Below are 12,132 nucleotides of genomic sequence, written 5' to 3' on the forward strand. Positions count from 1 at the left end.
ATCTGCGGCTCTTCCCGCGCCTTGAGGTCGGCGCCGAAGGCCGCCTCGCGCGTGGCGGCGTCGGGGGCTCGTGCCTGCATCGATGTCGTTGCCGTAAAGGCAAAGCCCGGCCTCCAGCCGCAGGCTGTCGCGCGCGCCAAGGCCCACCGGCACGACGGCGTCATCGTCCAGCAACCTGCGCGCCAGCGCCTCCGCCCGCGTGGCATCGACCGAGATCTCGAAGCCGTCCTCGCCGGTATAACCGGAGCGCGAGAGCCAGAGCTCGCCGAACTCGGACGGGATGACGGCGACATCCATGAAGCGCATCGCCGTGCACGCTTCGGCAATCGGCGCCAACACGTCCTCGGCCGATGGCCCCTGCAGGGCGAGCAGCGCGCGCTCGTCCCTCTGCGACACCTCGACGCCGGGCAGATTGTCTTGCATGTGGGCGATATCCGCGGCCTTGCAGGCGGCGTTGACCACGACGAACATGTGATCGCCGCGCCGGGCCATCATCAGGTCATCGCGAATACCGCCCTCGTCATTGGTGAAAAAGCCGTATCGCTGGCGGTTCTCGCCGAGGCCGAGAAGGTTCACGGGCACCAGCGTCTCCATCGCCCCTGCCACGGCGTCGTAGCCGTCATCGTGCCGCAGGACCACCTGCCCCATGTGGCTGACGTCGAACAGGCCCGCGGCGCTGCGGGTGTGCTGGTGCTCCTTCATGACGCCCAGCTGGTACTGCACGGGCATCTCGTAGCCCGCGAAGGGCACCATCCTGGCCCCCAGCTCGGCGTGCAGCGCATGCAGCGGCGTCTTGCGCAGTTCGCTCATCCCCGACCTCTCCATCATCAATGGCCGGGGCACATCCTGGGAACGCGTCCGGCACCGTTTCGGCACGCAGATGCGCGCCTTGCGATGCCCCCTCTGTCCTTTCGCCTGAGATCGCTATCCCTTCGGCGCCCCGGCACGCGCCGGGATCTCTCCAGAGTTCCGTTTCGATCCGGACCGGTCCATGGGCCTGAGAGTTTCCGGGGCGGTTGCTCCTTCGGCACCGGCCTCAGCCGGTTCTCCCGATCCGTTCTGGCGCGTACGCTAGTATACTTTTCACCCCGGTTTCAAGCCCGCTCCGGGCAGCGCGCGGGCGCGATGATGTCGAAGAGCGCCTGATTGCCGCAAATCAGGTCCGCCAAAGTCAGGCCGTCGAGGTGGGCGTAGAAGGCCTCCATCGCGTCGGCGAGCGCCACGCGCAGGCGGCAGCCCGACACCAGCGGACAGGTATTGTCGACGTCGGCAAAGCACTCCGCGAGCGCGGTGTTCGCCTCCAGCCGCCGGAACACGTCGCCGATCTCGATCTGGTCACTGGGGCGGGCCAGCGCGATCCCTCCCGCGCGGCCCCGCTGCGTGTAGAGGAACCCTTGCTGCGCCAGATGGTTGATGACCTGCGCGAGATGGCTCTCGGACGTCTTGCAGCGATCCGCGATCTCGGACTTCGTCACGAGCCGATCACCATTGACACCGCAGAACATGAGAATCCGGAAGGCGATGTTGGTCCGTTTGGTGATGCGCATGTTTCGCGGGGCCCCTGCTTGATGTGCGAAGAGATTGTCGGCACAAGAGAGGCGACACCATGACACAGATCAAGCGATGGCATCGAACGTGACCGCCCCGGGCCGGCAGACTGCGGAAAGGTATTTCTTCGGGTATGGCAGCCTGGTGAACAGGGATACCCATGCCTTCGCGGACACCCGCAGGGCACAGCTGACCGGTTGGCGGCGCGTGTGGCGGCACACGATGATCCGCCCCGTGGCGTACCTGACCGTCGTGCCCGATCCCGCGAGCGTGATCGATGGGCTGATCGCGCCGGTTCCGTCCGGTGAATGGGCCGCGCTTGACATGCGCGAGCGCGCCTACGACCGTGTGGCCGCGCACCACCAGGTGCGCCACCCGCTGCCCCACGCGCCCGAGATCGCCGTATATGCCATACCCCATGGCCGGCACGGCACCCCGGACGAGACCTGCCCCGTGCTGCTGAGCTATCTCGACGTGGTGGTTCAGGGATACCTGCGCGAGTTCGGAGAGGAAGGCGTTCAGCGGTTCTTCGAGACGACGGATGGCTGGGACGCGCCCGTTCTCGATGACCGGGCCGCGCCGCGGTACCCGCGCCACCGCGTCCTGACCGGCGAAGAACGCCGCCATGTCGACGACATGCTGCGCGATGCCGGCGTGCGGATCATCCCGTCCGGCTGAGCTGTCCGGCGGCCGGTCTCAGCCCTTGGCCCGGACCGTTTGCAACAGCGGTAGAAGCCGCCCCATGTCAGGGCCGTGCCCCTGCCCCGTCAGGGCCTTGCGCAACGGCATGAACAGTGCGCGCCCCTTGCGGCCTGTCTGCTCCTTCACTGCAGCGGTCCATTCGCTCCAGGTCGCGTCGTTGAAGGGCGGGTCCGGCAAAAGCTCCATCGCTTCCGCCACGAAGTCGGCATCCTCTGTCTCGATCACGGGCTCCGCCCCGTCGCGGCACATGGCCCACCAGCTGTCGAGGTCATTGAGCGTGGTGATGTTCTCGCGCGTTACCTCCCAGAAGCGCGGGGCAAGCTCCTCCGGCACGCCGAGGGCGGCGATCCTGTCGGCCACCGCCTCGAAGGGCTGCGCGTGCAGGACGCGCGCGGTCATGGGGAAAAGGTCATTGGCGTCGAACTTGGTGGGCGCGGCGCCGAAACGCGAGATGTCGAACCCCTCGACCAGCTCCTCGACGCTGCCGCGCAGTTCCACCGGGTCGCTGGAGCCAAGCCGCGCCATCAACGACAGCAATGCCATGGGGTGCACCCCTTGCGCCCGCAAATCGCGCAGCGCCAGCGTGCCCAGCCTTTTCGACAGCGATTCGCCCTGCGCGCCGGTGAGCAGCGAGTGATGTGCGAATTGCGGCGGGGTGCCGCCTAGGGCCTCGATGATCTGGATCTGGGTGGCGGTGTTGGTCACGTGGTCCGCGCCGCGCACGACATGGGTCACCCCCATTTCCGTGTCGTCCACGACCGACGCCAGCGTGTAGAGCACCTGGCCGTCCCCGCGGATCAGCACCGGGTCGGAGACGGACGCCGCGTCGATAGAGGTGGGCCCCAGGATCCCGTCCTCCCACTCGATGCGCTGGTGCTCCAGCTTGAACCGCCACACGCCCGGCCCACGCTCGGCGCGCAGGGTGTCCCGCTCCTCCTGTGACAGCGACAGCGCCGCCCGGTCATAGACGGGCGGGCGCCCCATGTTGAGCTGTTTCTTGCGCTTCAGGTCCAGCTCGGTGGGCGTCTCGAACGCCTCGTAGAGCCGGCCCATCCCGCGCAGTCGGTCGGCGGCGGCAGCATAGCGGTCAAGCCGCTCCGACTGCCGCTCGACCCGGTCCCATGTCAGGCCCAGCCACTCCAGATCCTCCTTGATGGCATCGACGTAAGTTTCCTGCGACCGCTCCGGGTCGGTGTCGTCGATGCGCAGGATGAACGTCCCGCCGGCCTTGCGCGCGATCAGGAAATTCATCAGCGCGGTGCGCAGGTTGCCAACGTGCAGGTAGCCGGTGGGCGACGGGGCGAAACGGGTTGTTGTCATTGGCTGTGCTCCGGGTAACAGGGGCGCGCATGTCACAGGCGCGCGGGTTTGTCCAGACGCGCCGCCCGGCCACACGGCGGCAGGGCGGGCGGCCGGGACCGGGAAAATTCAAGGAATTTTCCCCCCGGATTTTTCGCGAAAAATCCGGGAGGCGGCGTATGTGGTGTCAGGACCGGTCCGGCCACGCCGGGTGCAGGTCGTCGATCACGACGGCATGGCTGTGACGGCCGGCGCCACCGTGTTCACGCAGATGCGGGTGGTCGGGCGGCAGGTCGGGATGGTGATGCGCGATCTCGCGCGGCTGCCCCCCGGGCCAGACAGCGCGCCCCGCGGCCGCGCCCGCCAACGCCAACGCCCCGAGCACGCCAAGCGCGGCGGGCATGCCAAGCGCCTCGCCCGCCCAGCCGGCCAGCGGGTAGGTCACCAGCCAGCAGGCATGGCTGAGCGCGAACTGGGCCGCGAAGACTGCCGGGCGGTCCTCGGGGTGCGCGGAGCGCCGCAACAGCCGCCCCGACGGCGTCAGCACCGAGGCGTAGAAAAGCCCGATCAAGGCCCAAGTGCCGAGGAAACCGGCCCAGGACGGCAGGCCGGCGGCCGCGATCCACGCCGCCAGCGCCACGCAGCTCAGCGCGGCGCCCGTGGCCCCCGCCAACATCACCCGCCGGTCGGCCACGTTTTCCAGCAACCGCGGCAACAACAGGGCCGCCGTCATCGACCCCGCCCCGAAGGCCGCCATGGCAAGGGCGAGGTCCGCCTCCGTGCCGCCCATCTGCCCGCGCACCAGAACCACCGTGTTGACGAGAACGAACGCCCCGGCGGATGCCGCCGCCAGATTGAGCGCCAGCAAGCCGCGCAGACGCGGCGTGGCAAGATATATCCGCGCCCCGCGGGTCAGCCGCTCGCGGAACGGGCGCGCGGCCGGGGCCGGGTCGAGCGGCGGCACGGCGGCCAGCCCGATCAGAACCGCCGACCCGGCAAACCCCAGGGCGGTGCCCGCGAACAGTGCGCTGTAGGTGGTGACCGTCAGCATCAGCGCCGCGAGCGCCGGGCTGGTCAGGTTCTCAAGGTCGTAGGCCAGCCGCGACAGCGACAGCGCGCGGGTATAGTCGCGCTCGTCCGGCAACAGGTCCGGCAGGGTCGCCTGGTAGGCCGGGGTGAAGGTCGCCGAGGCGGACTGGAGCACGAAGACCAGCAGATAGACCTGCCAGACCTCGCTGACGAATGGCAGGCACAGTGCCACCCCGACGCGCAACAGGTCGGCCGCGACCAGAACGGGCTTGCGCGGCAGGCGCTGAGCGATCGCCTGCGCCACCGGCGAAAGGCCCACATAGCACACCATCTTGATCGTGAAGGCGGTCCCCAGAACCAGCCCTGCCCGCTGCCCGGCGAGGTCATACGCCAGCAGACCCAGCGCCACGGTCAGCAATCCCGTGCCGAGCAGCGCGATAACCTGTGCCGAAAACAAAGCGGCATAGGTGCGGTTGGCAAACAGCGAAACCATGCGATCTGCATAAGACCCGGGGCGCATCACGTCCAGCCGGCGGCCACGCGCGGCGCGGTCCGCCGCAACGGCACGGGGCGCGATCACATTGACGTGACCGCTTGGCCATGTGCGGGCGCATGCCCTAGACTTCAGGGCGACTGCAGGAGGATCGACATGACGCAAGACTTAACAAGACGCGGCTTTCTGGCCGCGGCCGCCGCGCTGCCAATCATCACGCCGGGGGCCGTGCGCGCCACCGCGCCTCTGATGGGTGCGGACACCCCCGCCTACCGCCGTTTCAAGCTGGGTGCGTTCGACGTCACGACGCTGCTTGCGGCCACCATGACGCGACCCGACCCCCATTCCATCTTCGGCCTGAACGTGTCCACCGAGGAATTCGCCCGCGTGTCGGCGGGCGCACATCTGCCCACCGACGCGGCGCAGTTCTTCTTTACCCCGACGGTGGTGAACACCGGCCAGCAGCTGGTGCTGTTCGACACCGGGCTCAACCCCGATGGCATCACCGCCGCCCTCGCGGCGGCGGGTTACACGCCCGAGCAGGTGGACCTCGTGGTGATCACCCACATGCATCCCGACCATATCGGCGGGCTGCGGGCGGATGGACGCGACACGTTCCCCAATGCCGCCTACGCGACCGGCCGGGTCGAGTTCGACGCATGGGCCAAGATGGGCAACGAGGGGTTCGAGGCCAAGGTGCGCCCGCTTGCCGACCGGATGACCATGATGGAGGACGGCGCGAACGGCTTTGCGGGGCATACCGCGATGGCGGCCTTCGGCCACACGCCGGGCCACATGGTGCACATGATCGAGAGCGAGGGCGAGCGGCTGCTGATCGCCGCAGACTTCGCCAATCATTACGTCTGGTCGCTGGCGCATCCTGACTGGGAGGTCAAGTTCGACATGGACAAGGCCGCCGCGGCCGCCACGCGCAGGCGCCTGCTGGACATGCTGGCGGCCGAGGACATGCCCTTCGTGGGGTATCACATGCCGTGGCCCGGAACAGGCTTCGTCGAGAAGGCGGGGGAGGGCTATGCCTACGTACCGACGAGCTACCAGCTGATGCTCTGATCACGGCCACGCCATCGCGGGCGGTCTTTTCATTCGGCCGCCCGTCGCGCATATCTGGCGCATGAGCCGAACCGACCCCGACCTCCCGGATATCGAGTCGATGGCGCGCGACGCGGTCGATTCACTGCCACGCCCGTTCCAGCAGGCGGCGCGCGCCGTGGCGTTGCGCGTGGTGGACAGGCCCGACGCGCGGATGCTGCGCGAGCTGGGCATCACGGACCCGCTGGAGCTTACCGGGATGTATGACGGCATCCCCATGACCGAGAAATCCGTCGGGGATCAACCCCACGGACCCGATACCGTCTGGCTGTTCCGCGAGCCGATCCTCGCGGAATGGCGGGCACGCGGCGACGTGACGCTGCAGGAGCTGGTCGCACATGTCACGATCCACGAGTTCGCGCATCATTTCGGCTGGTCGGACGGGGACATAGCGACGATCGACCGCTGGTGGGAATGAGCCGCCCAAGGGGGCGTTCCGCCCCCTCTGCCGCTGGCGCGGCATTCACCCCCCGAGAGTATTTCGCGCAAGATGAAGACGGGGCTTTCGGGACGCGGGCACCGCGCGTTACAATCCGGGCACACGCCAGACCGAGGAGGCCCGCCATGTCGGAAACGCTTGCCACGGCCCTGCTGCACGCCCTGAAGGAACGTGGGGCCGACCGGGTTTTCGGCATCCCGGGCGATTTCGTCCTGCCCTTTTTCCGCGTGATCGAGCAGAGCGGCATCCTGCCCTGGCACACCCTGAGCCACGAGCCGGGCGTTGGATACGCCGCGGACGCCGCGGCGCGGATTACCAGCGCGCCCGGCGTGGCGGTCATCACCTATGGCGCGGGGGCGCTCAACATGGTCAACGCCGTGGCGCAGGCCTATGCCGAGAAGTCGCCGCTGGTGGTGATCTCGGGCGCGCCGGGCACAGGGGAGGGCAAGCTGGGGCTGCATCTGCACCACCAGGTCAAGACGCTGGATTCGCAGCTGGAGATCTACAAGGAGCTGACCTGCGCACAGGCGGTTCTGGACGATCCCGATACCGCGCACCAGCAGATCGCCCGCGTTCTGGACGCGGCGCAGGATTACGCGCGGCCCGTCTACATCGAGATCCCGCGCGACCTTGTCGGCGCGACCTGCGCCCGGGTACCGCCCCGGGCACCTGGAAAGCCGGACCGCGAGGCGGCCCGCGCCTGCGCACGCGAGATCCTCGGCCGGCTGCGCGCGGCCTGCGACCCGGCCGTGCTGGTGGGTGTCGAGGTGCGACGCTACGGGCTGGAGGACAAGGTGGCGGAGCTCTGCCGCCGGCTGGGGCTGCCGGTGGCCACCAGTTTCATGGGCCGCGGCCTGCTGGCGCGGCAGGACGTGCCGCTGAGGGGCGCCTACCTGGGCTCGGCGGGCAGCGAGACGGCGGCGCGGTGCGTCGAGGGGGCCGATTGCCTGCTGATGCTTGGCGTTATCCTCAGTGACACGAATTTCGGCGTCTCGGGGCGCAACATCGACCTGCGCAACGCCATCCACGCCTTCGACCGGCAGGTTGCGTTTCGCCACCACACCTATCCCGGGGTGACGCTGGAGGCGCTGATCGACGCGCTCACGGAACTGGCCGGGCCGGTGGGACGGGCGGCGCGGGCCAACGACGAACCCGCTTACCCGCGCGGCCTGCCGGATGACGACACGCCGCTGGCGCCCTCGCATGTCGCGATGGCCGTGAACGACCTCTTCGACGCCCATGGCCGGCTGCCCATCGCCACCGATATCGGCGACTGCCTGTTCACGGGGCTCGAGATCATGGACACCGAGTTCGTCGCGCCGGGATACTATGCCTCGATGGGCATCGGCGTGCCCGGCGGCATGGCCATCGCCGCCACCATGGACCGGCGGCCCGTCATCCTTGTGGGCGACGGCGCCTTCCAGATGACGGGGTGGGAACTGGGGAACTGCCGCAAATACGGCTGGGCGCCGATCGTGATCGTGTTCAACAACCTCAGCTGGGAGATGCTGCGGGTGTTCCAGCCCGGACCGGCCTACCACGATCTCGACGACTGGCACTATGCCGAGATCGCGCCGCACCTTGGCGGGCGCGGCGTGCGGGTGCGCAGCTGCGCGGAACTCAAACAGGCCATGGCCGACGCCCATGCCGACGACAGCCGTTTCCAGCTGATCGAGGTCATGCTGCCGCGGGGCGAGACATCGCGAACGCTGAGCCGCTTCGTCGGCGCGGTGCGCGAGATGTCGGCGCTCAAGGAGGAATAGCCGGACCTGCCCCCGCGTGTGATCCGGCCGCGGCGCACCGGCGTATCCCGGGTATGAAACAGCAACGGCACGACCGCCCCGACGCCGCCGGCCGCCTGACGGTCTATCACGACGGAAGCTGCCCGCTTTGCGCGATGGAGATCGCGCACTATGCGGATCAGGATGACGCCGGGCGGCTGGCGTTCGTGGATGTGTCAGAGCCGGGTGCCGAGCCCGGAGCGGACCTGACGCGCCATGCGGCGATGCGGCGGTTCCACGTGCGGCGGTCCGACGGCACGCTGCTTTCCGGCGCGGCCGCGTTCGCGGAGATCTGGCGCACCCTTCCGCGCTGGCGCATCGCGGGCCGTGTCGCGGCGCTGCCTGGCGTGACCGCGGCGCTGGAGGGGGTCTATCGCCTGTTCCTTCCGGTCAGGCCCTATCTGTCGCGACTCGCGGGGCGCCTCGCGCGCCGCCGCCGCTGAGGCAGGTCAGGTGCCCTCGCGCCAGCGGTTGACGATCGGGTAGCGCCGGTCGAGCCAGAAGGCGCGCTTGGACAACCGCGTACCCGGCGCGGACTGGAAACGCTTGTACTCGGAGATGTAGATGAGGTGTTCGACCTTTGCCGCCTCCGCGCGGTCGAACCCGGCCGCGACGCAATCCGCCACCGACCCGTCCCTGTCGATGAGGATTTCCAGGATACCGTCGAGCACCCCGTAATCGGGCAGCGAATCACTGTCCTTCTGATCCTCGCGCAACTCCGCCGTCGGCGGCTTCTCGATGACGTTCCGGGGGATCACCTCGGCTGCCGGTCCCTGCATCCACGGGCGGTGATGGGCGTTGCGCCAGCGGCAGGTTTCGAAAACGCGGGTCTTGTACATGTCCTTGAGCGGGTTGTAGCCACCCGCCATGTCGCCGTAGATCGTGGCATAGCCCACCGCGACCTCGGACTTGTTGCCGGTGGTCAGCAACATTTCGCCGAACTTGTTGGAAAGCGCCATCAGCAGCAGCCCGCGCAGGCGCGACTGGATGTTTTCCTCGGTGATGTCCGGCTCCAGCCCCTCGAACAGCGGGGCAAGCGTGGAGGTGATCGCCGCGCGCCCTTCGGAAATCGGCAGGAACTCGTACCGGCAGCCCAGGTTTTCCGCCACGGCCTTGGCATCGTCGAGCGATGCCTGCGAGGTATATTCCGAGGGCAGCATCACGCAGCGGACATTCTCCGCGCCGAGGGCATCCACCGCCACCGCGGCCACCGCGGCGCTGTCGATGCCACCCGAGAGCCCCAGCACGACCTTGGCAAAACCGGTTTTCGCCATGTAGTCGCGCAAGGCCAGCACCATGGCGTGATAATCCTGCTCCAGAAGGTCGGGCACACGCGCAAGCGCACCCGGCGCCGCGTGCCAGCCGTCCTGCGTGCGCTCGAGATCGAGATGGGTAACCGCCTCTTCCATCAGCGGCATCTGCAGCGCCAGCGCGCCGCCCGGATTCAGCACGAAGGTGCCGCCGTCGAACACCTGGTCGTCCTGCGCCCCCACGAGGTTGAGATAGACAAGCGGCAGGCCGGTCTCGACCACGCGCGCGACCATGAGGTTCTGTCGCGTGTCCAGCTTGCCCCGGTAATAGGGCGAGCCGTTCGGAACCAGCAGGAATTCGGCCCCCGTCTCGGCCAGGGTTTCGGCCACGTCGTCGTACCAGCTATCCTCGCAGACGGGGCTGCCGATCCGCACCCCGTCCACCACGTAGGGGCCATTGACCGGCCCGGGCGTGTAGATGCGCAGTTCGTCAAAGACGGTCTCGTTGGGAAGGTGGTGCTTGAACACCCGTGCCGTGATCTGCCCGCCCTGCAGGATGTAATAGGCGTTGTGCAGGGCCGCCCCCTCCAGCGCGGGGCCGCCGATGGCCAGCGCCGGGCCGTCGGCGCAGTCCCGCGCCAATGCCTCGACCGCGGCGATGGCGGCCTGGTGAAAGGCGGGTTTCATCACCAGGTCCTGAGTGTTGTAGCCCGTGATGAACATCTCCGGCAGCGCCACCATGTTGGCGCCCGCCGCGCGCCCCTGCTCCCACGCGTCGCGCGCCTTTTCGGCATTGCCGTCCAGATCGCCCATGGTCGGGTTGAGCTGGGCCAGTGTCAGGCGGAACCTGTCGGGCATGTCGCGTGCCTTTCGCTTCGGGGCTGTCCCGCGGAGATTTAGCAGACGCGCGGCGGAGGGAAACCCGGATTGCGCAAAACCCGTTGTCAGCCATTGCACCGTCCACTAGGCTTGCCCCACCTTGAGGCATGACAGGCGGGGTATCAGGGCAGACATGAGCAAAAGGCTGACCGCACTACTCGTTTTCGCGTTCTCCGGCACCGCGGCACTGGCGCAGGACGGGACGATCCAGACCAAGCAATACGAGGATGGCGGCATCTACGAGGGCACGTTCAAGGACGGGCTCCAGCACGGCACCGGAACCTACACGCTGCCCAACGGGTACCGCTACGAGGGAGAGTGGGTCGAGGGCGAGATCAAGGGACAAGGCAAGGCCTGGTTTCCCAACGGGTCGGTCTACGAGGGCGAGTTCGCCAAGGGCAAGCCGCACGGCGTGGGCAAGATCGTGTTCGCCGATGGCGGCACCTACGAGGGTGAGTGGGTCGACGGCAAGATCACCGGCCGGGGCGTGGCGGTCTATGCCAACGGTGTGCGCTACGAGGGTGAATTCCTCAACGCCATGCATCACGGCCGCGGCCGCATGGAAAGCCCGGGCGGCTACGTCTATGACGGCGAATGGGTGAACGGCGTCAAGGACGGGCAGGCCAAGATCACCTATCCAGACGGCGCAGTGTACGAGGGTGAGGTCGTCAAGGGCGCGCGCGAGGGCGAGGGAACGCTCAAGATGCCCGATGGGCTGATCTACTCGGGCACCTGGAAGGATGGCCAGATCGACGGCGAGGGCCGTCTCGTGCAGCCCAACGGAGATGTCTACGAGGGCGATCTCGTGCGCGGGCGCCGCGAGGGCGAGGGCCGCGTCACCTATAATAACGGCGATGTCTACGAGGGCGAGTTCGAGGATGACCGCCGCCACGGCCAGGGCACGTTCACCGGCACCGACGGCTACCGCTACGAAGGAAGCTGGGTGGCCGGCAAGATCTCGGGCGAGGGCAAGGTCACCTATCCCGACGGCTCGGTCTATGTCGGCGAGTTCCGCGACGATCTCGCCAACGGCGAGGGCAGGATCACGTATCCCGATGGCTCAACCTACGAGGGCGAGTGGGTTGGCGGCGTGATCGAGGGCGAAGGCACGGCGACCTACCCCAACGGTCTGGTCTACGAGGGCGAGTTCAAGGACGCACGCAATCACGGCTACGGCGTGATGACCTACGATGACGGCTACCGCTACGAGGGCGAGTGGCGCGAGGGCCAGCGCCACGGCCAGGGCAAGGCCGTCTACCCCGACGGCACGGTCTACGAGGGGGCGTTCAAGGACGGCCAGCGCCACGGAAAGGGGCGGATCGTGATCCCCGACGACCCCGACACCGAGGAGAACGAACGCTTCGTCTACGAGGGCGAATGGAAGAACGGCGAGATTTCCGGCTACGGCGTGGCGACCTACGCGAATGGCGATGTCTACGAGGGCATGTTCCTGCGCGGCAAGCGGCAGGGCCAGGGCACGATGCGTTATGCCAGCGGCGAGGAGGCCAGCGGCGAATGGAAGGACGGCGCGCTGGCCGAGGCCGCCACGACCTCCGCCGGGGACGAGCAGGCGGAAGAGCAGACCGAACAGCAGTAACGGTC

General features: G+C 68.2%; 11 protein-coding genes and 2 riboswitches. Of the genes, 6 read left to right on the plus strand and 5 right to left on the minus strand.

Features of this window, described 5'->3' with window-relative positions:
• A partial coding sequence (gene gcvT, locus ACH13J_RS08265; RefSeq protein WP_397542855.1) for a glycine cleavage system aminomethyltransferase GcvT occupies nucleotides 1–810 on the minus strand: 810 nt, incomplete at its 3' end.
• An 83-nt stretch (nucleotides 811–893) separates the two neighbouring features.
• Nucleotides 894–975: riboswitch (glycine riboswitch) on the minus strand.
• A riboswitch (glycine riboswitch) is annotated at nucleotides 976–1,062 on the minus strand. It lies immediately after the preceding riboswitch.
• A gap of 32 nt (nucleotides 1,063–1,094) precedes the next feature.
• Nucleotides 1,095–1,547 (minus strand): Rrf2 family transcriptional regulator, encoded by a 453-nt coding sequence (locus ACH13J_RS08270; protein WP_397542856.1) that lies wholly within the window; start codon nucleotides 1,545–1,547, stop codon nucleotides 1,095–1,097.
• A gap of 76 nt (nucleotides 1,548–1,623) precedes the next feature.
• Between ACH13J_RS08270 and ACH13J_RS08275 the strand changes: the two genes are divergently transcribed.
• Entirely contained in the window at nucleotides 1,624–2,226 is a 603-nt protein-coding gene (locus tag ACH13J_RS08275; protein WP_397542857.1) for a gamma-glutamylcyclotransferase, read from the plus strand.
• An 18-nt stretch (nucleotides 2,227–2,244) separates the two neighbouring features.
• On the opposite strand, the gene gltX is transcribed toward ACH13J_RS08275, so the two are convergent.
• Nucleotides 2,245–3,570: a glutamate--tRNA ligase gene (gltX, locus tag ACH13J_RS08280; protein ID WP_397542858.1), complete on the minus strand. Its 1,326-nt coding sequence runs from the start codon at nucleotides 3,568–3,570 to the stop codon at nucleotides 2,245–2,247.
• Nucleotides 3,571–3,736: 166 nt separating this feature from the next.
• Nucleotides 3,737–5,071 (minus strand): MFS transporter, encoded by a 1,335-nt coding sequence (locus ACH13J_RS08285; protein ID WP_397542859.1) that lies wholly within the window; start codon nucleotides 5,069–5,071, stop codon nucleotides 3,737–3,739.
• Between the two features lie 156 nt (nucleotides 5,072–5,227).
• Here ACH13J_RS08285 and ACH13J_RS08290 point away from each other — a divergent pair, with 156 nt between their 5' ends.
• From ACH13J_RS08290 to ACH13J_RS08305, 4 genes are all read left to right on the plus strand, one after another.
• Entirely contained in the window at nucleotides 5,228–6,142 is a 915-nt protein-coding gene (locus ACH13J_RS08290; RefSeq protein WP_397542860.1) for an MBL fold metallo-hydrolase, read from the plus strand.
• A 61-nt stretch (nucleotides 6,143–6,203) separates the two neighbouring features.
• Complete coding sequence (locus ACH13J_RS08295; RefSeq protein ID WP_397542861.1) at nucleotides 6,204–6,599, plus strand: metallopeptidase family protein; 396 nt, start codon at nucleotides 6,204–6,206, stop codon at nucleotides 6,597–6,599.
• A 146-nt stretch (nucleotides 6,600–6,745) separates the two neighbouring features.
• Entirely contained in the window at nucleotides 6,746–8,383 is a 1,638-nt protein-coding gene (gene ipdC / locus ACH13J_RS08300) for an indolepyruvate/phenylpyruvate decarboxylase (RefSeq protein ID WP_397542862.1), read from the plus strand.
• A gap of 53 nt (nucleotides 8,384–8,436) precedes the next feature.
• Nucleotides 8,437–8,844: a DCC1-like thiol-disulfide oxidoreductase family protein gene (locus tag ACH13J_RS08305; protein WP_397542863.1), complete on the plus strand. Its 408-nt coding sequence runs from the start codon at nucleotides 8,437–8,439 to the stop codon at nucleotides 8,842–8,844.
• Nucleotides 8,845–8,850: 6 nt separating this feature from the next.
• On the opposite strand, the gene ACH13J_RS08310 is transcribed toward ACH13J_RS08305, so the two are convergent.
• A complete protein-coding gene (locus tag ACH13J_RS08310) occupies nucleotides 8,851–10,509 on the minus strand; it encodes an NAD+ synthase (RefSeq protein ID WP_397542864.1) in 1,659 nt (552 codons plus the stop codon).
• A 154-nt stretch (nucleotides 10,510–10,663) separates the two neighbouring features.
• On the opposite strand from ACH13J_RS08310, the gene ACH13J_RS08315 reads away from it, so the two are divergent.
• Entirely contained in the window at nucleotides 10,664–12,127 is a 1,464-nt protein-coding gene (locus ACH13J_RS08315) for an MORN repeat-containing protein (protein WP_397542865.1), read from the plus strand.
• Nucleotides 12,128–12,132 lie beyond the last annotated feature (5 nt).

This window comes from Roseovarius salis, from assembly GCF_044472985.1.
In the GTDB taxonomy this organism is placed as follows: domain Bacteria; phylum Pseudomonadota; class Alphaproteobacteria; order Rhodobacterales; family Rhodobacteraceae; genus Roseovarius; species Roseovarius salis.